Below are 23,591 nucleotides of genomic sequence, written 5' to 3'. Positions count from 1 at the left end.
AAGGCCCACATGAACAGCGCAATCGCGATCATGGCGGACACCCCGCCGCAGCTGCTCCCCGCCCGTGAGCTCATGGCCTTCACCCTGGCCTCCCACATCCTGCTCGTGCCCTTCGGGGTGGCCCTGCCGGCCATCACCCTCCTGATGCACTACCGCGGGCTGCGCAAGGGCGACGCGGTCGCCCTCCTGCTCGCCCGCCGCTGGTCGGCGGTCATGGCCGTGCAGTTCGCCATCGGCATCGTCACCGGTACCGTGCTCTCCTTCGAGTTCGGCCTGCTGTGGCCGGGACTGATGGGCCGCTGGGGTGATGTCTTCGGCCTGGGATTCGGCGTCGAGGCGTGGGCCTTCTTCCTGGAAGCCGTCCTCATCGCGATCTACCTCTACGGCTGGCGCAGGCTCAAGCCGTGGACGCACTTCCGGCTGGGTCTGCCCCTGCCGATGACCGCGCTGATGGGGGCGTTCGGCATCATCGCCGCGAACTCCTGGATGAACACGCCGCGGGGCTTCACGCTGGACGCGGGCGGCAACCCCGTAGACGTCGACGTGCGCAGGGCGATCTTCACGCCGATGTTCGGGCCCGAGTACTGGCACTTCGTGGCGGGGGTGGTCCTCACGGCCGGGTACGTCGTCGCGGGGGTCTACGCGGTCGGCTGGCTGCGCGGCCGGCGAGACCGTTACCACCGGCTCGGCTTCACCGTGCCGTTCACCGTCGCCGCGATCCTCACCCCGGTTCAGTTCGTGCTCGGGGACTCCATCGCCCGCTCCGTCTTCCACAAGCAGCCGGTGAAGTTCGCGGCCACCGAGATCGTCTGGAAGACCGGTACCCACGTACCGGAGTACGTGTTCGGCCGCCTGCATGCGGACGGGTCGATCTCCGGCGGGATCAGGATCCCGCAACTGGACTCGATCCTCGCCGGTTTCAGCCCGGACACCCGGGTGACGGGACTGACGGCGGTGCCCGCGAGCGACCGCCCGACGGCCGCCCAGGCCACCATCGCCCACGGCGCGTTCGACATCATGGTGACGATCGGGAGCCTGCTCGTCCTGCTCGCGCTCTGGTACGGCTGGTGCTGGTTGCGCCGCCGTGAACTGCCGCGCTCACCCTGGTTCTTCCGATGTGCCGCGGTGGCCGGAGCGGCGTGCCTGGTGGCGGTGGAATGCGGCTGGATCACCACCGAAGTGGGCCGCCAGCCCTGGATCGTCTACGAGAACATGCGGGTGTCCGAAGCCGTCACGGACACCCGGGCCGCGTCGTTGTGGGCGATGCTCGCGATCGTCGTCGTGGTCTACACACTGATCCTCGGCACCTTCCTGGCCGTCCTGCTCACGATGCGCACCCGGTGGCGGGCCGCCGACGAAGAACTGGCCGGCTCCCACCACGAGGACTCCCCGGAGGGCGACACGCCCTACGGTCCGCGCCGCTCGGCCGCCGCGGCGGCGGCACAGGACCACGGCACCGCGCACGATGACGGAGGAGGGCCATGATCGAGGACGTCGTCGCATGGGTGCTGCTGGCGGCGGTGGCCGCCTATGCCTGCGCCGGCGGGACCGACTACGGCGCGGGCTTCTGGGACCTGTTCGCGGGCGGCCCCGAACGGGGCAAGCGTCCCCGGTGGTTGATCGACCACGCCATGGAGCCGGTCTGGGAGACGAACAACGTCTGGCTCATCTTCGTTTTGGTGATCATGTGGACGGGGTTTCCGGTCCTGTTCCAGACCGTCTTCACGGCGATGTGGCTTCCCCTGGCGCTCGCGGCCGTCGGGCTCGTCCTGCGCGGTGCGGGCTTCGCCCTGCGCAAGCCCATGACACGCCTCTCACGGCGCAGGATCTACGGCGCCGCCTTCGCCGTCTCCTCACTGCTCACGCCCTTCTTCCTCGGAGCAGTGGTCGGCGGCCTGGCCACGGGCCGGGTCGCTCCGGGAACGAAGGCTTCGGCCGACGCGTGGTCCAACGGGACCTCCGTGCTCGCCGGGCTGCTCGCCGTCGCGGCGACGGCCTTCCTGGGTGCGGTGTTCCTGACCGCCGACGCCCGCCGCTTCGACGCCCCCGACCTCGTCCGCTACTTCCGGCTGCGGGCCTGGTGCAGCCTCGCGGTCATCGCCGTTCTCGCCGTGGTCGGCCTCGTCGTCACCCGGCACGATGCGCGCTACGTCCACGACGGCCTCACCGGCGGCATCGGCCTGGCCTTGGTGGTCGCGGCCGCGGTCGGCGCGGTGGCCACCGCCGGACTGCTGTACCGCACCGCGACCGGCTGGGCGAGACTGACGGCGGTCGGCAGCGTCGCCCTCGTCGTGGTCGCCTGGGGGCTGGCCCAACGGCCGTACCTCATCCCCACCTCGCTGACCGTGGACCAGGCGGCCGGAGCATCGACGACCCTGCGCTGGCTGCTCCTCGTCACGGCCGTCGCGGTGGTGCTCGTCGGACCGCCCCTGGTCCTGCTCTACCGGCTGGACACCGGGGGCGCCCTGCAACCCCTCGCCGAGAACGACCTGCGGCGCACGGCCGCCGACCGGGGTGCGTCCGGCACCCCACCGTCGTGACCGGGCCTCGGCGGATGGCCGTCGGGGCCGATGCGGACAGAGCGGATGACGCGTGGCGGGGCCCGGGCGCGAGCCGGTGGTCGTGGTGGTGCCGGGCGTCTCCGGCGCCGGGAAGAGCACAGTCGGCAAAGCCCTGGCAGGCTGCGCCTCCAGGGACAAGGGCCCCGCCCGGCCGCGGCCCGCGCAGGGTCACGATCCCGAGTATGCCGCAACCGATCAGGGGCCAGACCGCTTGGGCCTGGTCTGGGTCATCCACCCGCACCGCAGTCACCTGGTCGTTCAAGGAAGTCGACCGACCAGCACCTCCTCGACACAGACGCCTGAGCGGGTGGCTCAGCACGTGCGGTCGCTCCGATCGATCGTCGATCGGTAGACGACGCCGTCCCGAGGAGCGGCCGCCGGCTGGCCGGCGGCCGTGTCGGCCCTGAGGAGTTCTTCGCCGCGCCGACCTGCGACCGGGACCGGGCAGCCGTGCTGCTCTACGTCTCCAGCGGCTCGCATGCCGGCGAACTCCGCCGCGAGGCGGGCCCGGTCAGTCCGCAGGCATCACCGTCTTGGCCGCCTGCCTCGACCGCATCGGGCGGTTGGCGGCGAGGTCGGGCGCCGTCGTGCTATGAGATGTGGCACGTGCCGCCGCGGACCATGTCGAGGTGCATGGCAACGATCGGGCGTGCCTTCTGGGCGGCGTCGGTGACGTCGGCGTGGCTGCCCGACCGGATCTGGGTGTCGATCAGAGCAAGGGTCTTGAGATGAGCGGCTTCCTGGCTGGCGAGCCACGCCGAGTCGTATCCGGCCGTGCCGGCCTTCAGCTGGACGGCCTTGAGCTCCTGCTGCTGCGCGGCCGTGGGAGCGGTGGGCAGGGTCATGTCGGCTTTGGCAGCGACGGCTTTCAGATCCGTGTCGAGCTTCTGGTGATCGGCGACCAGCTTCGCGCCCACCTCCTTGACGCAGTCGGTCACCGCGTTCTTCTGTGCATCCCGGCCCGCGGCGATCTCCGCCAGGTTGCCCTGGTGGGCTGACGTCACGTAGGTCGAGTCCTGGTCACCGGCGGACACACCGGCCAGCGCCGCCGGTGCGCACATCCCGGTCACCGCCGCCGCTGTGGCCGCCAGCGCGAGCATGCGCATGCGCTTGCCCATGGCAATCATCTCCTCCAACGGCCGGGGCTCGGCGAGCCCGCCTGCGACCGAGTTCTCCGCGGCGCCTTACCCGGTCCGCGCCCGCCAAACACAGCCCGCCCCTGGTCGTCGGCGCTTCCCTCGTTGACCAGTAGTCCCCCGGCGCCGGGCACCGGAAGGCGTAGTTGTTCTCGTCCGGCAGCGCGGCCGTCACGGCGCGTCTGCCGATCCGTGAGGGTGGCGAGAAAGATGGGGTGGGCCAGATCGCAGCGGCCGACCGTCGCCACCGGCGTGTGCCGGCCGCGGCTGCGGCTGCGGCCTCGCGCAGCAGCCGCCCGGCCTCCAGCACGGCTTTCGCCTGCGCGCGGTGCTGCTGCGCCTCTGCCACACGCGGGCAGCCTCCACCGCCTCCACGAGCGCCACCAGGAGAGTCAGGACCGTCATGGCGCCGCCGCCCCGGGCGGTGCGCGGGTCCGCTCCGACGTGCGTGCCGACGCCCCCCAGCCCGCCTGCGCCCGTTCCTCCAACGATCGCTCCTCCGGCGCCCGGCCGGCCCGCTCGAAGGCGTCCGCCGCCGCGATCCGGTCGCGCACCGCGGCGGGGGCATGGGCGGCGGCCACCAGGAGGTCGCCGAGCGCGGCCACTTCACCCGCTCCCTCGGCACGGCCCGAGCGGCCCGGCAGCACTGCCGCCTCGCGCACCAGGCGCGCCTCCGCCGACCTGTCCGCCGATCCGACAGCCGGGGGTGAAGCTCTCCCGTACGCGGAAGTCGGGGTCGTGCTCGGCGAGCGCGGCCGCCTTGCGTACGGTGCGCTGCAAGGTCTGGCGGGCACTCTCCAGCAGGCCGCGCCGGTTTCCTTCGCCAGCTCCGCCGTGGAGGGCCGGCCCACTGCGGTGCGGTCCTGCGGTGACATCGGCGTCAGGCCCCAGAGGGTCTCGAAGGCGCGGGCGACGGTGTGCACGGCGAGGAGGTCCCGGCGCAGCCGGGGCTGGCGGCGGCCGTCTATTCGGGCGAGGGTCCCGGTGATGTGGATGTGGTCGGGGGCGTGGCGCACCGCGACCCACCGGCAGGCTTGCTCGTCGCCGTAGGGGGCGATACCGGTGGCGTCCACCGTCGCCGCCGCGATCTCCCCGCCGAGGCGTAGACGAATGCTGCCGGGACCGATCAGCATCCCGGGCCGGAGGAGCGCACCCGCCGGGACGGACCGGGACGCCAGGAGGCGGGCGGAACGGGAAACGAGGAGACTTGAGGGAGAGCATGACGCCTGACCGCTGCGGTGCGCACGGTCCGCGGCGGACGGTCCCGTGCAGGGGCCGGACCATCCACCTACGTCCGCGCGTCCGGGGGGCACGGCCCTGCCCAGGAGTCCCCATCGTGACTTCGACCCCACAACAGTCCAACCGCCCTCAGCGCCCAGCCCGACGGGCCGCGCTCCTGCTCGCCACCGCGGCGCTGCCAGCGGTCCTGGTGGTGCCCGCGGCGCACGCCGCAGCGGCGCCCGTGACCAAGACCTTCACCGCCGGCGCCGACCAGCGGTTCGTCGTACCGGCCGGCGTCACCCGACTGACCGTCACCGCCACAGGCGAGCCGGGACAGTCCGCCATCGAGGGCGGAGCGGGCGGGACCGGCGCCACCGTCACCGCCACCCTCGCCGTGGTGCCCGGCAGCACCTACTACGTCAACGTCGACACGGGCGGCGGAGCCGTCACCGGGCAGCGCCCCGGCGGCAGCGGCGGCGGTGCCAGTGACGTCCGCACCTGCAGCTCGGCGCGCGCCAACTGCGCCCTGACCGGCGTTCCCGGCACCGACCCCCGCCTCATCGTCGCCGCCGGCGGCGGGGGCGGCGGACGCGGCTCCAGCTTCACCGGTCCCGACCGCGAAGCCACCGGCGGGAACGCGGGCGACACCGGGAAGCCCGGCGGCGAGCGACCGGAAAGCGGCGGCGGAGGTGGCGGCGGAACCCCCACCCACGGCGGCAAGGGCGGATCCGCCTGCCCCGAAAGCTCCAAGGCCGGCACCGACGGCAGGCCGGGTACCGGCGGCACGGGCGGTGGCGGATTCGGCGGGGGCGGTGGTGGCGGCGGCTGGCACGGTGGCGGCGGAGGCGGAGGCTGCTTCCTGGTCACCGCCGGCGCCGGGGGGCCCGGCGGTGGCGGTGGCGGGTCGAACCTCGTCCCGGCGGGCGGCACTTCCAGCCCCGCCACCGGATCGGCGCAGGTATCCATCACCTACGGTTCCTGAACGGTCGTCCGTGGGGTGCGAAGGACCGGTTACGTGGCAGCGCCCGACCCAACGCTCTCAGCCGGAGACGGTCGCCCTCAGCGATCCGCCGTCTCCCCGCGCAGGGCGCCCCACGTCTCGGCACTCACGATGCCGTCGGGCCGCAGCCCATGGGCCCTCTGGAGTCGCTTTACCGCCGACTCCGTCCCCGCGCCGAAGTAGCCGTCCACACCCTTCGGGCCCACCGAGTAGCCGTGGTGCTGGATCAGCAGCGCCTGGATCTCCTTCACCTTGGCCCCCGCATCACCGCGATCGGTGTACGCCGACCCCGAGTAGTAGCCGCAGTACGTGCCGTCCACCGACGAGTTGCACACCCCTGGCTTGGTCTCAGCGGCGAGAGCCTCACTCGCCAGACCAACCGGCACCACAGCCCCGGCAAGTACGACAGCCACAGCCACCGACAACCCCGCACGCTTCAGCAAGCCAGCACTCCTTCCAGCCCGGCGGGCCCGACCCGCCATTTGGGATATTCCGCTACGAAGCTATCCCCGCGCCGGCCGCAGAGGCCGCATATCTGAGGGGCGCACAAGAGCACACACCGCATCACCCGGCGCACCACACACCAACACTCCAGCCGTCCTCAGCGGCGGCGCGACGTTCCCCAAGGCCGGACCCCTGCTGGCCGCCGTCAGAACCGCGGCCCGGTCGCACAGGCGAGCGCGGGGGTTACTCCATCCCGGGCGCTGTCCGGGCGACAGCGTGGGCAGGCGCGTGCAGGCATCCGACCGGCCTCTCCTTGAGGCTCGGAGGCGCCCTGCCCAATGAGCCGGAGATAATGCGGTTGACAGCCCGAGCATCTCACGGCTGGCCTGCCGCGCAACCACTCACTTGACCTCTGCCGGCCGCTTGGCCTAGCCGGCGCCAGCCACACAACCGGGACCACCGCCAGAACGAACGATCAGCAGCAGACAGGTCGTATGGCCAGCACCAGCCACACGACCGGGACCGCTGCCAGAACGACCAGCAGCAGACAGCACGGTACCGGGGACGGCCCCTTGAGTGGCTTGGCTGCTACCTGCGGGGCCACTCGGCGCACATCGTCGGCGTTGTACCGCACCTTGCTGGCGTACCCCGTAGTGGTCGGCCAGCTGTCCGTTGCTATCCGCACCCCATGGGCCAGCGCATTCACATACACCGAGTGAGTACGGACGCCCGGCCACAAGTGGCTCACCTCGCGAGCCGTCAGCATGTCCTTCTCTTCGCGCGCCATACTCCGCCCTTCCCCCCGGCAACCGGTGGCACGAGACCATGAACTGTCCCACAGACAGGTGTAGTCCGTACCCCAGTCGCAGCGCGCTGAAGTGCTTCCCGGGCAGCCGGATCCTGGTCACCGTCCCCACCTTGGAGCTGCCGTCTGCTCGCGGGAGAACGACCCGCCGCTCATCGAGCTGGGGGTGCGCGCCACCACCAACCCGATCCAGCTCGCCTTGTGGGTCACCTCCGGGGCAGTCGTCGTGTCCGCCACGTACGCCTCCCTCATGCCGCGAGAAAACCGGAGCACCGGAGCCCGCCCTGGCGGGCGGGAAGCGGCCCTACGGCCGACGGCGGGGCAGGAGCCGGAGATCGCGAGCTTGGCCGGCGGCCCGGGCAGCACCTCCGGCGCGTGGCTGGCCGAGCACGGCGCCTGGTGCTGCTGCAGACCGTGTGGCACTCGCCTGGAAACTGACCGGGCGCGCCGCCCGGGCCGCGGCGGGAACGGCCGCGACGGCTGCCCGCGCCGCGGGCCTCGCACACGCATGAGGCCGTCACCGGGCGGCGCCCGGGGCAGGATGCATCAGTGGATGGTGTGGCTGGTGGCGATGCAGGTGCCGTGCCACGTGTGGTCCCACACCGCGCCGGTGGAGGCGTTCACGGGGGTACTCGATCCGGCGTCGCCGCCGGCCGGGTCCACGAGGACCTCCGTGACCGGCTTCCCGCCGCGGGTCTCCGGTTCGGCGGGGAAGTTCTTCGGGAACCGCGCGGGGGCGCGGCGGCATGACCTCGCCGACCCGCAGACCGAGCCGGTCCGCGCAGGCACCGGCCCGCTGCCGGGCCTGGTCCAGGGGCTGCCGGTAGGGTCCGCCCCTCATGCCCGGCCCTCATGAGTCCCCGTCGTCGCCCGTCGTGCCCGGCTTCCAGCAGCCGCTGCCGGAGGCGTTGCCGCCGCCGTACATCCGGCGGCCAGGGCGCCGGTCCGTGCGAGTCGCCGCCGGCGCGCCGGCGGTCCGCCTGCAGGTGCGGGGCATCCCTCAGCCTTTCACGTCGCTCCCGTGGCGGCGGCTGCGGTCCGTTCCCTCCGGCCTCCCGCCGGGAACGAGGACCGCCCAGGGCCGGCCGGCCCTGGGCGGTGCACCGGCCGGCCCATGAGCGAACGGGCTTACGGGACAGGGGCGGCGCGGCAGTCCCCGCTACCCGGCGGCCCCGAAGGTCCACACGGCGCGGTCGCCGGGGCCGACGACGAGGGTCGAGTGGCCGATGCGCTCCTCGTGGCGGTAGGCCACCGGGTGGTTGAGGGACATCTCGACCTCCCGGAGCCCGGCCTGCTCCCGTGCCACGGGGTCCAGGTGGATGGTGGTGCCCCCGCCCTGCGCCAGGGCGCTGCCGTTGGGGAGTTCGCGCACCGTGAAGCCGCCGGCCCGGAGCAGCGGCAGGGTGGCGGCCAGGTCGCGGGCGGTGACCGCGAGGCGGATCGAGGTCACGTCGCGCATCAGGTGGTCGCGGTAGCCGTCGGGCAGGTACCGTTCGCGGCCGACGTCCCCGGGGTACGCGGCCGGTTCGGTGTCGCTGCGCGGGTCGGCGAAGTACTCCGGGAGGTATTCCATGCCCCAAGCGCCGAAGCCGTCGTACTGGCCGGTGGTGAAGACGGCGTCGAACCAGGGCACGGGGGTCCCGTCGCCGAAGTCCCGGGTCTGGCGGAAGGTGATCGGGTTCGGCACGCCCTGATCGTGGAGGCGGGCGGTGGCCGTGGCGAGGTCGCCGGCCCGTTCGGCGGAGATCCCCATTCCGCCGGCGCCCAGGGTGCCGTCCTGGCCGGGGACGTCACCGACGCCGAACAGCTCAAGGTAGGTCTCGCGTCCCCTCAGGTAGCGGCCGGTCCAGGTCTCGCCGCCCGAGCCGGTCGTGGTGCGGACCTGGAAGTTCGCGAAGTCGCGCAGGTAGGCGGAGTGCTCGATGGCGTCGGCGGTCTCCCGGTCGAGCACGCCGTAGGCATGGTTGAAGAAGAGTAGTTGACGATCCTTCGGCGGCGGCCCTTCCTCCAGCGCCGACGCGATCCCGCCGGTGCCGCCGGCCCACCCGGCCAGTGCCACGGCGAGGATCATGAACACGTGCAACAGTCGTCGAAGTCGCATGCGGGTGATCGTAGGCGGCGCGGCCCGCGTCCACTTCTGCTTTTCCCGCGCGCAAGGCAGGAGGAGCCTTCCGGTTGAGGGGCCGTCAGGTCCGCGGCCGTGGGCCGGGCCCGCACGTCCGGCCGACGGCCCGTGGGTCAGGCGGCCGCCCCACTCCGGTCGGCCAGGCGTTCCAGTCGCTCTCGTAGTCCCGCGACGTGAGACAGGAGCGGGCGGCGGTCCAGTTCCCGGTGCGGTGGTGGCCGAGGACGGTGGCCACGTCGGCCGTTGGTTTTTCGGGGTCGTGCCGATCCGCACCATGCCGGGGTCTCGGGTGTCGAGTTCGGCGAAGAGCTCCTCCCTCCATGCGGTGGCGGCCGAGGCGGTCGCGGCGTTCGGCGGGGTTGAGCTGGGCCAGGAGGGCCTTGCCGACGGCGGAGGCCTGGACCCGTATGGTCGGCAACGGCGAACTCCTGCTCGACGCGGCGGCCTTCACTCCGATGCGCGTACCCCCCGTACAGAGTCCTCTCTCACCCTCTCGTCACGTGCCGGGAGTGGCGCCCGCCGCCGTACCATGCCTGACGACGGCAGGGCATCACGGGCGGGACGGGGGCACAGGATGAGCGGCTACCACGGTCGCGGATACGGGGGCCCGGAAGGCGGACGGCCGCCGACCGGATGGCCCGAGCAGGGCGCTCCGCCGCCGCAGAGCCGGCCGTACCCGCCGCAGGGCAACCCCTACGCACAGCCCGTCCCGCCGCAGGCCAACCCCTACACCCAGCCGATCCCCCCACACGGCCCCCATGCCCCGTACCCCGGGCACCTGGCCCCGCTCCCGCCGGCCGGACCCCTGCACGTCCCGCCCTCGCGCGGCCGCCGGATCCTGCGCGCCGTCCTCAACCCCTTCCACGCCGCCCAGCAGACCTTCCGCCCCTCCCGGGCCGGGATCGTGCACGACCCCGGGGTCCGCAGGCTGCAGCTGTGGCGTACCGGGCTGGGACTGGCGGCCTGGCTGGGGCTGACGCTCACCTACAAGGCGGTCGTGGGCGCCGCCGCCGTCAAGGCCGCCGCGGACGACCGCCTGGACCAGAGCTGGACCAGCGTCCTGGTACTCGTGTGCACCTTCCCCCTGGTCGTGGGGGCCTTCGTGACCGCCGCCCGCGGGCCGCTGCGCCGGGTCTACCTCCGCCGGACCCTGCGCCCGCTCGGCGCGGTCCTGGCCGTCATGGCGTCCATGGCCACCTTCCCGCTGGCCATGGCTCCGGAACTCGCGGGGGTCCGCGAGGCCGTCGGACTGCCCGGGAAGATCGTCCTCGGCGTGCTCTGCCTCTGGTCGCTCGGCTTCGCGCTGTACGGGATCGGCCTCTCCCTCGTCCACGTCTTCCGCACCGCCGACATCCACGAGGTGCTGCCCCCGCTCCTCGCCTGCGTCCTGGTCTGGGAGACAGCCCTGCTGGACGTGGTCACCGGAGCCTACCCCGACGTTCCGGCAGCGGTGCGGACGGTCTTCGTCCTGGGCGCCCCCGTCACCGTGACGGCACTGTCCTGGTGGGAACTGCGCCGACTGGACCGAGACCACGGCCTGACCCTCCGCAGCGCTCTCGGCCGCTGAGCACCCCGTGGGCACGGTGCACCCGGGCCAAGAAGACGCCGGCAGACCGGCCCGAAGGTGCGAACGGCCGCGACCGCGCGGCACGGCGCATCCATGCCGTCGCGGCTGTCCACGGCCCCGTGACGAAGATCCGGCCGCGTTCAACCAGCCTTGACGAGGTCGACTCGTTCCGGGTGGGGCAGTGTGCAGAGGCGGTGCCGGAAGGCCGGAGGGGTGCCGGGCCGGTAGGATGGTGTCATCGGGCACGCGTTGCTCAGCTGCGAGAGCGCGCCGGCAGGTCGAAGCTCGGCGAGGGTGCCGGGCACGTTCGTTTCCCGGTCGGCCCGCGCTGCACGGAGTCGGATACCGCCCCCCGGGTCCCTTGACTGTCAGTGGATGGGCATCGTCGCGCCGAAGCCGCGTATCCCCCTGCTGACACGGGAGTTGGTGTCATGAGCAACATCCTGACCCGGGCCGCGACCGTCGCTTCCGCGGCCCTCCTGGCAACCACCGGCACCTTGGTCGGCGCAGTCCAGGCGTCGGCCCTGCCAATGACCCCGACCTGTCATGTGGCCGACCTGGACCTGGCCGTCGGCGACGCCGACGGCGCCGCGGGGTCTCTCTACTACCCGATCCTGTTCACCAACACTACGAGCCACACCTGCGCCCTGCGCGGATACCCGGGCGTCAGTGTCGTGGACGCACGGCACCGCCAGATCGGCACCTCGGCGATCCGGACCGGTGAGGCGGTGGAGACGGTGTCCGTGGTCCCGAGTGAGACCGTGACCGCCGTTCTGCGCACCAACAGCCCTGGCGTGGCGAGCTGCCGGCCGACCTCGGCGTACGTCAAGGTGTATCCGCCGAACAGTTTCCAGGCCGAGGAGATTCCCTACCACCTGCGGGTATGCGGAGCCTTCGAGATAAGCCCGGTGCAGGCCTCTGAATGACCGGCGAGTCCCTTGAGCCGTTCGTGTGCGGATCGGCGTTGGGCCGCCCTCACCGGGTACCGGTCGGGTCGGCGCACTGCGGGAGCTTCGGCGTCGGATACGCCGTCAGATGGTTGAACACCCTGCGGCGTAGATCCCGCTGGGGTCTTTGCGCCGAGACAGTTCGGCCAGAGTCCCGCCGATGCCGCGCTGCCGCGCTGGGCAGATCGGCCGACCGGGTGGCCGTGGCGCTGGCGGGCCCCGGCCTTCACTGTTCCCCGGAGGGGGGCTCGGGTAGTTCGGGGGGTGGGTGGGGGGCCCACTGGGCTCCGGTGCGGTGGCGGAAGGTGTCGACGGCGACCTCCACGGTGGGGAAGAAGTGGCCGGGGTCGATGGTGCGGGTGAGGCCGTAGCGTTCGATCTTGCGGCGGACGGGGTCCTTCAGCTCGGCGAACACGAGGTGCACGCCGTCAGCGTTGAGCGCCTCGTCGAGGTCCTCCAGCACGTCGGCGGCGGTGGTGTCCACGTCGGTCATGGGCTCCGCCGCGACCACGATCCAGCTCGGCTTGGGGTCCGCGGCGGCCAGCCTCGCGACCTCGTCGCGGAAGGTCTTGGCGTTGGCGAAGATCAGCGGTGCGTCGAACCGGTAGATCACCAGGCCCGGCAGCTGTCCGGCCCGCGGGTAGGAGCGCAGGTCGTGGTAGCCCTCCAGGCCCTCCACGCGCCCCAGCAGGGTGTGGTACGGCCACCACACGCGCCGGAAGACGTTCAGGACGGAGAGGGCCACGGCGACCGCGATCCCGGTCAGCACCCCGAGCAGGGCCACGCCGAGGAAGGCCGCGACGCACAGCAGGAAGTCCGCCCGGCGCTGCCGCCACAGCCGGACCGCGCCCGGAATGTCGGCCAGCGACAGGGACGCGGTGATGACCACCGCGGCGAGGGCCGGCTGCGGCAGATTGCGGAACAGCCCCGGCGCCAGCACGAGCATGAGGGCGATGAGCAGCGCTCCGACGACCCCGGTGAGCTGGCTCCTGGCTCCCGCGCGCTCGGCCACCGCCGTACGCGATCCGCTGGTGCTGACCGGGAAGCCCTGGAAGAGACCGGCCGCCAGGTTGGCCGCACCGACGCCCGCCATCTCCTGGTTGCCGCGGACCTCCTGCCCGGTGCGGGCCGCGAATGCGGACGCGTTGGAGATCGTGTCGGCCAGGGACACCAGGGCGATGCCCACGGCGCCGCCGAGCAGCGGCCCGACGTCGGAGAGCCGTATGCCGGGGAGGGTGAACGGCGGGAAGCCCTCCGGCAGTGCGCCGACCAGGCCGACGCCGTGCTCACCCAGGTCGAGGGCCGTGGTCACGGCGATCGCCAGGACCACCATCACGAGCACCGCGGGAACCTTCGGCAGGAAGCGCTGGAGGAGCAGGATCAGGGCGATGCCGCCGCAGCCGACCGCGGCGGCGGCCGGTACCGCCTCGCCCGCGGCGAGGCCCCGTACGAAACCGACGGCTTCGCCGATCAGGCTGTCCGCCTCGACCTTGAAGCCGAGCAGCTTGGGCAGCTGGCCGATCAGGATGGTCAGGGCCAGGCCGTTCATGTAGCCGATCATCGTCGGTTTCGAGATCAGGTCGGCGATGAAGCCGAGCTTGGCGACCGAGGCCAGGATCATGATGGCCGCCACCATGATCGCGAGCATCGATCCCAGCGCGACGGCCCGCGCTGGGTCCCCGCCGGCCGCCACCAGCGGCAGCACGGTCGCGGCGATCATCGGCCCCAGGGAGGAGTCGGGGCCCAGCACGAGGATCCGCGAGGGCCCGAAGACCGCGTAGGCGAGGAGGCAGAGGATCGTCGTGTAGAGGCCGGTGATGGCCGGCAGGCCCGCCAGTTCGGCGTACGCCATGCCCTGCGGCACCAGCAGCGTGGTCAGGACGACACCCGCCAGCAGGTCCTTGACCAGCCACTCCCGGCGGTAGGACGACGCCGCGCGGACCCCGGGAACGTTCCGCAGCCGGGAGCGGAGCCCGCGGTCCTCGTGCCGGGTGGTCACCGGCCCTCCTTCCCCCTCCCCCATCAGGTGCGTCGCGACCGACGGGCCACGAGCTTGCCCAGCTCCCACAGGAGGAGGAGCACGACGGCGGACAGCAGCGCCCAGCCGAACTGCCGTGCGTCGATCGCGGTCGTCCCGAGGAGCCGGCGGAAGCCGTCCATCTGGGTCACCAGCACCGCGAGGACGAACTGGGCCAGTGCCACCCAGTTCATCTGCTTGCTGTCGAAGGTGCTGGTCGTCAGCACCGAATCCGTCTCGCTGCGGCACTCGAACGCCGCCACGATCAGGCAGAGGGCGAACGCGGTGAACGCGATCGACTGGCCGGTCGCGGTGCTGCCGTAACGGGCCTCGCCGAGCTTGATCAGCCCGAGCAGGACGACGGTGAGCGCCAGCCCGGCCAGTGTGACCGTGACCAGCACGGGCCGGCTGAGCACCGACTCCCCGCGCGGCCGCGGCCTGCGGCGCATCAGACCGGGGCTCTCCCGGTCGAAGCCCAGCGCGAAGCCGAAGGAGGCGTTGACCACGAAGTGGATCCACAGCACCTGCGGCGGGGTGAAGGGTTCGCCGGCCGCGATGTTGAAGACCGTGGCGCCGAGGAAGGTCACCACGAAGGTCACCAGCAGGAGCAGGACGAACCGGATGTACTTGGTGAGGTTGTCGTAGATCCGGCGGCCCTGCTCGACGGCGTAGACGATGGTGGCGAAGTTGTCGTCGGAGAGGATCATGCGTCCGGCGTTCTTCGCCACGTCCGTGCCGCTGCCCATGGCGATCCCGATGTCGGCGGCCTTGATGGCGGGCGCGTCGTTGACGCCGTCCCCGGTCATCGCGACCACGTCGCCCTTCTTCTTCAGCGTGTTGGCGAGCAGCACCTTGTGCTCCGGCGCGACGCGCCCCACGACGCCGATGCCGTCGATGCGGGCGAGCTGCTCCTCCTCGCTCATGGCGGCGAAATCAGCGCCGAGGACCGCCTCGCCGGGGATGCCGAGCTGCCGGGCGATCGCCGCACCGGTGACCACGTCGTCGCCGGTGACCATGCGGACGCGGATGTGGCCCTCCTGGGCGCCGGCCACGGCCGCCTTGGCCTCCTCGCGGGGCGGGTCGACCATGCCGACGAGGCTGGTCATCCGCAGCCCGGTGACGTACGCGAGCAGGTCGCCGTCCGGGTCGAAGGCCTCCGGGTCCAGTTCACGGGTGGCCGCGGCCATCACCCGGAGCCCCTCCCCGCCCATCCGCAGGGTCTGGGCGTCGGCGCGCTCGGCCAGATCCGCGTCCCACGGGATGCTCTCGCCCGCCGCGAGCGCGGTGGCGGCCCGGGCCGTCACCGCCGGGGCCGCACCCTTGACGAAGCAGCGCACGACCTGGCGGCCGGAGGCGTCGACCGCCGCATGGAAGGTGGCCATCAGCTTGTAGGTCGGGTCGAACGGCAGCGTGGCGAGCCGTGGGAAGGCCTCCCTCGTGCCGTCGATGTCCAGGCCGGCCTTGTGCGCGAGCACCAGCAGTGCGCCCTCGGTGGGGTCGCCGACCACCGTGCCGTCGACCAGTTTCGCGTCGCTGGCCACCACATAGGGCAGGATCGCGTCCTCGATGCCCGCCGAGGATCCCGCGGTGTGGTGGACCTTGCCGTCCAGCCGGTAGCCCGTGCCCGAGACGGTGTAGCGGTCGGTGGGACTGAGCACTTCGACGACGGTGACCTCGTTCATCGTCAGCGTGCCGGTCTTGTCCGAGTTGATCGCCGAGGTGAAGGCGAGGGTCTCGACCGACGGGAGTTCCTTGACGATGGCGTTCCGTTCGGCGAGGTTGAGGCTGCCGACCGAGAGGATCGCCTGGGTGACGGTCGGCAGGGCCTCGGGGATGGCGGCGATGGCCAGGGAGACCGCGCTGACGAACAGCGCGTCCCAGGCCTGGTCCCGCTGGCGCCCCAGGGCGAACATCACGATCATGGTCAGGCCGGCCGCGCCCGTGATCCACAGCGTCAGGGTGTCGAGCTCCTTGGTGAGCGGCGGCACCTCCTTCTCCGTGGCCGACAGCATCCCGGAGATCTTGCCGACCTCGGTGGCGGCGCCGGTCGCGGTGACGACGAGCACCCCGCTGCCGTGGGTGACCGGCGTGTTCATGAACGCCATGCAGGTGCGGTCGCCGGGCGAGGGCAGGGCGCCCGGCAGGGTGCCGGTGTCCTTCGCCGCCGGGACGCTCTCGCCGGTGAGGGCCGACTCGTCGATCTGCAGGGCGCTGGCCTCGATGATGCGCCCGTCGGCCGCCACCTGGTCCCCTGCGGTGATGAGCACGATGTCGCCGACGACGAGCCGGTCGGCGGGGATCTCGGCCTCCGTCCCGTCCCTGCGCACCCGCGCCGAGGCCTTCATCATCGACTGGAGCGCGTTCATCGCGCTCTCCGCCTTGCCTTCCTGGCGCAGGCCGATCACCGCGTTCAGCAGGGTCAGCACGATCAGCAGGATCGCGGTGGTCCACTCCTGGATGACCAGCGAGACGGCCGCGGCGGCCAGCAGGACCAGCTGCATGTAGCTGCGGTACTGGCCGAGGAACCGCAGCCACGTCGGCGTGCGCTCCTCCGCCGGCAGCGCGTTCGGGCCGTTCGCGGCCAGGAGCTCGGCGGCCCGGGCCGTGGAGAGCCCGGCCGCCGGATCGACGCCGAAGGCCGCGGCGACGTCTTTGGGATCACGCGTGTACCAGGCGTCCTCGCCAGCCTGGGGCTGCTCGCCCGGGGAAACCGACCGCACGGTCATCGTGCTGCCTCCGATCCGTGGCCGCGGACGGGTCCGGGCCGGTCCGGTGCGGGACGTTCGCCCCCCTAGCCGTGCTTCCGGCCCTTCTTCCGCTTCTTGTGCCTGCCGCTCCTCCCCTTCTTCTTCTCCGGGTGCCCGGCGGCGTACGGGTCGGCCTCGCCTCCGGCGGGCGCCTCCTTCTCCAGCGCCCGCCGGGTCACCAGCAGGTCCTTGCGCGCCTCTTCGCCCACGTCGGGGAACTGGGGATCGATGTCCATCAGGGTGTGCGCGAGGACCGCCGCCGCGCAGATCCGGGCGAACCACTTCCGGTCCGCGGGCACGACGTACCAGGGCGCCCACTTGGTACTCGTGGCCGACAGCATTGCGGAGAACGCGCGCTGGTAGTCGTCCCAGTAGCGGCGTTCACGGACGTCGGCCGCGGAGAACTTCCAGTTCTTCTCCGGCAGGTCGATCCGCTTCAGGAAGCGGATGCGCTGCTCTTCCTTGGACAGGTTGAGGAAGATCTTCACCACCTTGAAGCCGTTGTCCGTGAGGTAGCGCTCCCAGTGGTTGATCTCCCGGAAGCGCCGGTCCCACAGGTCCGGCCCGTACGAGCCCGCCGGCAGGTTCTGGCGGTCGAGGATCCCGGGGTGGACCCGGACGACCAGGACCTCCTCGTAGTGCGAGCGGTTGAAGATGGCGATCTCACCCCGGGAGGGCAGCCGCTGCGCGTAACGCCAGAGGTAGTCGTGGTCGAGCTCCTCCACGGAGGGCACCTTGAAGCTGCTGACCCGTACGCCCTGGGGGTTGACGCCGCTCATCACGTGGCGGATGGTCCCGTCCTTGCCCCCGGCGTCGAGCGCCTGGAGGCAGAGGACCACCCCGTACGTGTTCTGGGCGGCCAGCCGCTCCTGGTACTCCGCCAGCAACGACACGCCGCTCCGCAGCAGTTCGATGCCCTCCCGTTTCCTCATACCGGCCTTGTAGCGGGGATCGAAGTCCCGGGAAAGGCGCACCTCGGATCCCGGCTCGACCCGCAGCGGCCGGATGAAATCCGCGATGCGTTCGGCTCTCTCGTCGGACATCAGCGATCCGCCTTCGTCTGCTCCGACATCTGCGTCTGCGTCTGCGTCTGCTCCGAGGCGGCGCTGAGCGCCTTCCGGGAACGCCGTTCGACCAGGATCGGGATGAAGGCCCTGATCCTGGCGTCGCGGAACGCGTCGTACGCGTGCCACACCGTCGTCTCGACGATCGCCCCGTCCACCGACGGGAAGGCCGCGCACAGCCGCACCACGATGTCCCGGACGATCATCGATTCTTCGTACGAGGGGGGTGGGGCGGCGCCCGGCTGCGGCGCCGCGGGGCCGGCCGGCTCCGCCGGCCCGCGAAACTCGATCGCGCCGCCCTCGGAGGGAGGGCTGACGTCGGCCCTGTGGACTTGCTCCTCGACCGTCATGGCGGTACCGATCTCATGTTCCACGACCTCCAGACCGCAGAACGGCCCATCTCGCCACGCCACGAGTAGGTCCTTGCCGCTCATTGTCTGCTCACCCGGACAAGATCGCCCTCCGGGACCGCGGGGGCCACCGCCGGCCCTCCCACCGGTCCGGGGCCGTCAGTCGAGGACCGCGGTGGCCTCGATCTCGACCAGGTGCTCGGGAACGTCCAGCGCCGCCACACCGATCAGGGTGGCGGGCGGCACCGGCACCACGCCGAGCCTTTCGGCCGCCCGGGAGATCCCGTCCATGAGCTGTGGCATCTGCTCGGGGGTCCAGTCGGCGACGTAGACGGTCAGTTTCGCCACGTCGTCGAAGGTCCCGCCGACCGCGGCCAGGGCGGTGGCGATGTTGACGTAGCACTGCTCCACCTGAGCTGCCAGGTCGCCGACGCCGACCGTGGCCCCGTCGGAGCCCCACGCGACCTGGCCGGCGATGAAGACGGTCCTCGAACCCGACGCGACCGCGACCTGCCGGTAGGCGTCGACGGTGGGCAGCCCCTCGGGGTTCACCAGGGTGATGGCCATGTTCTTCCAGTCTCCTCGTGCTCTCTTGCAGTTACTCAGGAACCGTAGGAGAGTGGCCACCGAACTGGAAGAACGCACTTTTTGGTGACGGGGGAACCTCATGGTGACCAAGCAGCTCAAGGGCTCGGGCACGGCCAAGGACGAGGCCGACGTCACGCGGGCGGACTCGCTGGCGCGCGAGATCTTCTCCGACATCGCCAACAAATGGGCGCTCCTGATCATCGAAGCGGTGGGCGACCGCACCCTGCGCTTCACCGAACTGCGTGACGAGGTCGAGGGCATCAGCCACAAGATGCTCACGCAGAACCTGCGCCTGCTGGAGCGCAACGGCCTGATCGACCGCACCGTCCACCCCACCGTGCCGCCACGGGTCGAGTACACCCTCACGGAGCCGGGCCAGGCCCTGCGCACCGTGGTCGACGGCATGTGCGACTGGACCCACCGCTACCTCGCCGACCTCGAAACCGCCCGCCACCGCTTCGACAGCCATTGACTCCGGCTACGGGGACTTCGCCGTGGCGAGGGCGCCGGCGCAGACGGGGCGGGTGCGGGCGGTGTAGGAGCGCGCGGCCGCGATGAGGGCGAAGCCGAGGCCGCCGAATGCCAGCCCGCCGAACTCGACGAACCAGGTGATGCCCGAGCCGGTGGTGAACGGCGGAGAGGGCTGGACCGGGGGCAGCACCCCGGCCGCCATGAGCGGGGCCATGACGATGAGGACGGCCCCGTACATCGCCAGGGGGATTCCGGTCAGCCAGGCGGGAATCAAGGGCAGCAGGCGCGGGACCCGCCGTCCGGACAGGAACAGCGTCCAGCGGGGGAACGCCTGCCCCCACCCGTACAACAGGCCCAGCAGCAGGAAGACTCCGACCAGGGCGGCGAGTACGGTCGCGTCGACGCCCGCCGACGCGATCGCCTTGGACGGTCCCGACGCGCCGGCCACGGCCGTCCTCTGCCAGTCATCACCCGCGACGCCGAGCGCGTTGCCGCCCAGGGTCCAGATGGTCTTGGCTCCCGCCCACGGCAGGAGTCCGACGATGAACAGGTACACCACTGCACGGGTCCGCCTCGGGGCTCGGGACGCGGCCGGGTGGACGAGCGGGCCGTCGGACGCACCGGTGTGCCGGCGCCCGCACCGCGGACAGTCTCCGCGCAGCCGCCGGCGGTAGGAGATCCAGACGAGGAACAGCAGGGCGGCGCCGGCCGTGTTCAGCAGCACCTGGGCCAGCCCGGTGGCACTCTCGGCCGCCGAGAGCGTCGCCAACGTCACGAAGTGGATCGGCAGCCCGTTCATCCCCACGACGAAGACCGCGAGCCCCGTGATCAGCGCCGTCGCCACGGCGACCCGGCCGGACGTGCCGAGGTCCCGGGTGCCGGCCAGGCAGGCACCGCCGGCCAGGAGCGCGAGGGCCGCCAGGAGGAGCTGGACCCAGGGCGCGTACGTGGAGTGCTCCTTCCACTGCACGGCGGTGCCCGTCACCGCCCAGACGCCCTCGACCCCGGCGTAGGACACCGCCCACACCGCTGCGGCCCTCGGCGCCCATACGGGCCACCGCCACCACCACAGCCGCCACCCCGGCGCAACGGCCGGCGGCGTGAGACCGCCGCCCACCTCAGAGTACGCAGGTACAGCCACCACAACCCCCATGCCTCCAGATGTCCGACGCCCCCAAGACTCCGCGTCTCGTCGGCCGATCACATCCCCCGCACGGATCATCCGGCTTCCCCCGCGCGGGGGAAGCCGGAACGCGAGTGCCTCGAAGTCATCGAGACACTTCCGGCGTAGGGGCTTCCGCCACCGCCTCCGAGCGGACCGGCACCACGTCCGGTCGGCCGGCGGGCTCTTTGCCGGGCAAGCCGGTCACCATGCGGCGATGGCCGGTGCGTCGGGTTCGTGCCGGCGCCAGGCTTCGTCGAGGCGCCTGAGCCGGGACGCCGCGGCGATGCCGCGCAAGGAGGCGACCTTGCCGTCGCGGACCTCGAACGCCATGACGCCCAGGATCCGGTCGCCGACCACGGCGACGGCGGCCGGGGAGCCGTTGACCAGCGCGAAGTGGAACGCGGGTGTGCCGCCTGCCAGTCGGCGCTTCGCCGGGGTCGGCTTGAAGCCGGCCCGCACGTGGGAGGCGACCTGCCCGGGCGTGTGGTACCGCAGCAGCCGCCTGGCCAGCCCGGCGCCGTCCGAGAACGCCGTCACGTCGTCGGTGAGCAGCGCCACCAGGCGTTCGGTGCGTCCCGACGCGGCGGCGGCGAGGAACTCCTCGACGACCCGGCGCGCGGACGCCCGGTCGGTCTCGCCGCCGCGGCGGCGCTCGGCGGCGATCCGTGTCCGGGCACGGTGGACGTGCTGCTGGCTCGCGGACTCGGTGATGCCGAGGATCCCGGCGATCTCGGCGTGGCTGTAGGAGAAGGCCTCGCGCAGGACGTAGGCGGCCCGCTCCAGGGGTGAGAGTCGCTCCATCAGGGTCAGTACCGCCAAGGACACCGATTCGCGCTGCTCGAAGGTGTCGGCCGGGCCGAGCATCGGGTCGCCTTCCAGGAGCGGTTCGGGCAGCCACGCGCCGACGGCCCGCTCGTGGCGTGCCCGTGCCGAGCGGAGCCGGTCGAGGCACAGGTTGGTGACGACCTTGGTCAGCCATGCCTCCGGTACGCCGATCCGTTCCCGGTCGGCGGCCTGCCAGCGGAGGAACGCGTCCTGTACGGCGTCCTCGGCGTCGGAGGCCGAGCCGAGCATGCGGTACGCGAGCGACGCCAGCCGGTCGCGGCCGGCCTCGAACCGGCTGGTGTCGAAGCGATCACTGATGGCGCTGTCCATGCGGATCACCCCAGGCGGCTACGCGACCGCCCGGCCGGCGGGAGCGTCCGGCGCGTACGGGGCCGCGTGCGTGGCCGGCGCCTGCGGCGCGGCGGTCAGGTGGCGCTTGCGCGTGGGCAGGCGGAAGGTGGGGTGCCGGCTGGTCCACCGGGCCGTCCTGAGGATGGCCTCCTTGATCCGCGCGGCCTTGCGGCCGCCCAAGTGCCGCGGTTTCGGCTGCCCTTGGCGGTCGACCGGCTGGAGGATGCCGTCGCGACGCCCGAGGCTGATGTGGTTGCCCAGGTAGTCCAGCTTGACGTGGCCGATCTTGCTGCCGGTGAGGCGTCCCATGATGGCCTTGATGGCCTGCATGCCGGTGAAGCCGGCCGTGGCGCAGGACATCGGCAGGGGCGCGCCGTTGTCGCCGATCGCGTGGACGCTGTCGCCGGCGGCGTAGACGTTCGGGTGCGAGAGGGAACGCATGGTGCGGTCGACGAGGATCCGTCCGGTCTCGGTGACCGCAAGTCCGGCGGCGGCGGCGATCGGGCTGACGGCGAAGCCCGCCGCCCAGACGGTGGCGTCGGAGGTCAGGGCGGTCCCGTCGGCGCACCGTGCCCGGGTCGCCTCGACGGCTTCGACGGTGGTGTGCTCCAGGACGGTGATGCCCAGCCGGTCGCAGGCCAGACGGAGGTGGCGGCGGGCCGCGGCGGAGAGCCGGGCGCCCAGCTCGCCGCGGGCGACCAGCGTCACCGAGAGGCCGGGCCGGGACTCGGCGATCTCGGTGGCGCTTTCGATGCCGGTGAGCCCGTCGCCGACGACCAGCACGTTCCCGCCTTCCGGCAGGCTGTCCAGCCGTTCGCGCAGCCGCAGTGCCGAGGTCCGGGCGGCGATGTCGAAGGCGTGCTCGGCCACGCCGGGGACGCCGTGGTCCTCGCCGTGGCTGCCGAGTGCGTAGAGGAGGGTGTCGTAGCCGAGTTCGGTGGCGCCGTCGGCGCCGGCCACGGCGACGACCTGGCGCTCGGGGTCGACGGCGGTGACACGGGCCAGGTGCAGCCGTATCCCCGTGCCGGCGAAGATGTCGGCGAGCTTCTGGGCCTCGAACTCCTGGCCGGCCGCGACCTGGTGGAGCCGCAGCCGTTCGGCGAAGTCCGGCTCGGCGTTGACCACGTGGATCTCGGTGTCCGCCGGGGACAGCCGGCGGGCCAGGTTCCCGGCCACGTAGGTGCCGGCGTATCCGGCACCGAGGACGAGGACGCGGTGCTTCATGTGACGCTCCTGTCGGTTCGCTGGGGTCTCGGTGACTTGAGCGGGACAGCCGGCGGTTTCCTGACAGGAACGGGGTGTGACGTGAGCCACAGTGTGGTGCGGCGGAAGCGGCGAGGTACCGGATCGCGGAGTGCCTCGGGCCCTTTCCGCCCCGGCAGGAGAGGTCCGGCCGGGGCGGGGGTGTTCGGCGATCGGCGCCCTGCCGATGGCTCTCGTGGTCCGGCGGGGCGAGGAGGGCGCGCGCGGCGGTCCGAGAGCTCCAGTGGCGGGTGCGGTTGACGTCGCTGTTGGCGTAGGTGGTGTCGAGCAGCGTGTGCAGGGAGTACGTGTGCGTGCCCGCCTCGGCCAGCGCGGGAGCCGCACGTCATGCCCGCCCGCCCGGCCGACCACCGCCGCAGGAGGAGCGGGTCATTGTGCCAGACGCGGCGGCCGGGGACACGTCCCTGTTCTTCGTGACGTGTCCCCGGCCCCTCCCCGGGGCGCAATGGAGGCCACGGACCAGGCGGAACCGCCGCCCGGCCCCTCGGAAAGGAACCCCCCATGGCTGCCCTGATCCCCCTGCGCAAGTCGCTCCTGGTCGCGGTCTCCGCCATCGCCGCGCTCATCGGCGGAGGATCGGCCTTCGCCGCCTCCAACGCGGCACCTCTGGCCAATGACCCGTCCGGTGCGAGGGTCCAGCGCACCAGCCCGCTCACCGCACTCGGCACGGATCGCGGCAGTGCGTATTACTACTACTACGTACAGGGGCGGTGACCGTGACGCTGCTGCGCGTGCCGGGGGGGGGGCCCCCCCCCCGGCGGGGGCCCCCCCCCCCCCCCCCCCCCCCCCCCCCCCCCCCCCCCCCCCCGGGGGGGCCCCCCCCCCCCCCCCCCCCCCCCCCCCCCCACCCCCCCCCCCCCCCCCCCACCCCCCCCCCCCCCCCCCCCCCCCCCCCCCCCCCCCCCCCCCCCCCCCCCCCCCCCCCCCCCCCCCCCCCCCCCCCC

General features: G+C 72.5%; 20 protein-coding genes. 7 read left to right on the top strand and 13 right to left on the bottom strand.

All coding sequences use genetic code 11. The annotated features are described in order from the left end of the window. Positions 1-9 precede the first annotated feature (9 nt). Together WDV06_RS19990 and WDV06_RS19985 are read left to right on the top strand one after the other, a co-directional pair. The gene (locus WDV06_RS19990; RefSeq protein ID WP_395511140.1) at positions 10-1,485 is read left to right on the top strand and encodes a cytochrome ubiquinol oxidase subunit I; all 1,476 of its coding nucleotides are present in this window, start codon (positions 10-12) and stop codon (positions 1,483-1,485) included. Next, positions 1,482-2,540, top strand: coding sequence for a cytochrome d ubiquinol oxidase subunit II (locus WDV06_RS19985; protein WP_395511139.1), 1,059 nt, complete (start codon positions 1,482-1,484; stop codon positions 2,538-2,540). The genes WDV06_RS19990 and WDV06_RS19985 overlap by 4 nt, the downstream gene beginning before the upstream one ends. Before the next feature lie 611 nt (positions 2,541-3,151). Here the strand turns inward: WDV06_RS19985 and WDV06_RS19980 are convergent. Together WDV06_RS19980 and WDV06_RS19975 are read right to left on the bottom strand one after the other, a co-directional pair. Further along, positions 3,152-3,679 carry a DUF4142 domain-containing protein gene (locus tag WDV06_RS19980; protein WP_395511138.1) on the bottom strand — a complete coding sequence of 176 codons (528 nt, stop codon included), beginning with the start codon at positions 3,677-3,679 and terminating at the stop codon, positions 3,152-3,154. A 419-nt stretch (positions 3,680-4,098) separates the two neighbouring features. Next, positions 4,099-4,830, bottom strand: coding sequence for a hypothetical protein (locus WDV06_RS19975; RefSeq protein WP_395511137.1), 732 nt, complete (start codon positions 4,828-4,830; stop codon positions 4,099-4,101). A gap of 203 nt (positions 4,831-5,033) precedes the next feature. Between WDV06_RS19975 and WDV06_RS19970 the strand changes: the two genes are divergently transcribed. Next, positions 5,034-5,900: a hypothetical protein gene (locus tag WDV06_RS19970; protein ID WP_395511136.1), complete on the top strand. Its 867-nt coding sequence runs from the start codon at positions 5,034-5,036 to the stop codon at positions 5,898-5,900. A gap of 77 nt (positions 5,901-5,977) precedes the next feature. Here WDV06_RS19970 and WDV06_RS19965 read toward each other — a convergent pair whose 3' ends face one another. From WDV06_RS19965 to WDV06_RS19955, 3 genes are all read right to left on the bottom strand, one after another. Next, complete coding sequence (locus WDV06_RS19965; RefSeq protein WP_395511135.1) at positions 5,978-6,361, bottom strand: peptidoglycan-binding domain-containing protein; 384 nt, start codon at positions 6,359-6,361, stop codon at positions 5,978-5,980. Positions 6,362-7,713: 1,352 nt separating this feature from the next. Further along, the gene (locus WDV06_RS19960; protein WP_395511134.1) at positions 7,714-7,956 is read right to left on the bottom strand and encodes a hypothetical protein; all 243 of its coding nucleotides are present in this window, start codon (positions 7,954-7,956) and stop codon (positions 7,714-7,716) included. A 370-nt stretch (positions 7,957-8,326) separates the two neighbouring features. Further along, on the bottom strand, positions 8,327-9,268 hold the full coding sequence (locus tag WDV06_RS19955) for a DUF5829 family protein (protein WP_395511133.1): 942 nt from the start codon (positions 9,266-9,268) through the stop codon (positions 8,327-8,329). Positions 9,269-9,866: 598 nt separating this feature from the next. On the opposite strand from WDV06_RS19955, the gene WDV06_RS19950 reads away from it, so the two are divergent. Together WDV06_RS19950 and WDV06_RS19945 are read left to right on the top strand one after the other, a co-directional pair. Further along, positions 9,867-10,859 (top strand): hypothetical protein, encoded by a 993-nt coding sequence (locus WDV06_RS19950; RefSeq protein WP_395511132.1) that lies wholly within the window; start codon positions 9,867-9,869, stop codon positions 10,857-10,859. 431 nt (positions 10,860-11,290) lie between these two features. Continuing rightward, positions 11,291-11,785, top strand: coding sequence for a DUF4232 domain-containing protein (locus WDV06_RS19945; RefSeq protein ID WP_395511131.1), 495 nt, complete (start codon positions 11,291-11,293; stop codon positions 11,783-11,785). A gap of 247 nt (positions 11,786-12,032) precedes the next feature. On the opposite strand, the gene WDV06_RS19940 is transcribed toward WDV06_RS19945, so the two are convergent. The 5 genes from WDV06_RS19940 to WDV06_RS19920 form a co-directional block, all read right to left on the bottom strand. After that, the gene (locus WDV06_RS19940) at positions 12,033-13,805 is read right to left on the bottom strand and encodes a SulP family inorganic anion transporter (protein WP_395511130.1); all 1,773 of its coding nucleotides are present in this window, start codon (positions 13,803-13,805) and stop codon (positions 12,033-12,035) included. Between the two features lie 23 nt (positions 13,806-13,828). Next, positions 13,829-16,549 (bottom strand): cation-translocating P-type ATPase, encoded by a 2,721-nt coding sequence (locus tag WDV06_RS19935; protein WP_395511129.1) that lies wholly within the window; start codon positions 16,547-16,549, stop codon positions 13,829-13,831. A gap of 65 nt (positions 16,550-16,614) precedes the next feature. After that, a complete protein-coding gene (locus tag WDV06_RS19930; RefSeq protein ID WP_395511128.1) occupies positions 16,615-17,613 on the bottom strand; it encodes a polyphosphate kinase 2 family protein in 999 nt (332 codons plus the stop codon). Beyond that, positions 17,613-18,068: a three-helix bundle dimerization domain-containing protein gene (locus WDV06_RS19925; RefSeq protein WP_395511127.1), complete on the bottom strand. Its 456-nt coding sequence runs from the start codon at positions 18,066-18,068 to the stop codon at positions 17,613-17,615. The genes WDV06_RS19930 and WDV06_RS19925 overlap by 1 nt, the downstream gene beginning before the upstream one ends. Positions 18,069-18,143: 75 nt before the next feature. Continuing rightward, on the bottom strand, positions 18,144-18,551 hold the full coding sequence (locus tag WDV06_RS19920; RefSeq protein ID WP_395511126.1) for a RidA family protein: 408 nt from the start codon (positions 18,549-18,551) through the stop codon (positions 18,144-18,146). Between the two features lie 100 nt (positions 18,552-18,651). Between WDV06_RS19920 and WDV06_RS19915 the strand changes: the two genes are divergently transcribed. Continuing rightward, positions 18,652-19,044, top strand: coding sequence for a winged helix-turn-helix transcriptional regulator (locus tag WDV06_RS19915; protein ID WP_395511125.1), 393 nt, complete (start codon positions 18,652-18,654; stop codon positions 19,042-19,044). A gap of 6 nt (positions 19,045-19,050) precedes the next feature. On the opposite strand, the gene WDV06_RS19910 is transcribed toward WDV06_RS19915, so the two are convergent. The 3 genes from WDV06_RS19910 to WDV06_RS19900 form a co-directional block, all read right to left on the bottom strand. Further along, complete coding sequence (locus WDV06_RS19910) at positions 19,051-20,061, bottom strand: hypothetical protein (protein ID WP_395511124.1); 1,011 nt, start codon at positions 20,059-20,061, stop codon at positions 19,051-19,053. 348 nt (positions 20,062-20,409) lie between these two features. After that, positions 20,410-21,363: a sigma-70 family RNA polymerase sigma factor gene (locus WDV06_RS19905; RefSeq protein WP_395511123.1), complete on the bottom strand. Its 954-nt coding sequence runs from the start codon at positions 21,361-21,363 to the stop codon at positions 20,410-20,412. A gap of 18 nt (positions 21,364-21,381) precedes the next feature. Continuing rightward, the gene (locus WDV06_RS19900) at positions 21,382-22,608 is read right to left on the bottom strand and encodes an NAD(P)/FAD-dependent oxidoreductase (protein WP_395511122.1); all 1,227 of its coding nucleotides are present in this window, start codon (positions 22,606-22,608) and stop codon (positions 21,382-21,384) included. Positions 22,609-23,148: 540 nt separating this feature from the next. On the opposite strand from WDV06_RS19900, the gene WDV06_RS19895 reads away from it, so the two are divergent. Beyond that, entirely contained in the window at positions 23,149-23,361 is a 213-nt protein-coding gene (locus WDV06_RS19895) for a hypothetical protein (protein WP_395511121.1), read from the top strand. Positions 23,362-23,591 lie beyond the last annotated feature (230 nt).

This window comes from Streptomyces racemochromogenes (genome assembly GCF_044129415.1).
Lineage (GTDB): Bacteria > Actinomycetota > Actinomycetes > Streptomycetales > Streptomycetaceae > Streptomyces > Streptomyces racemochromogenes_A.
Note: the sequence above shows the minus strand (reverse complement) of the source record. Positions and strands in the feature narration are given on the sequence as shown.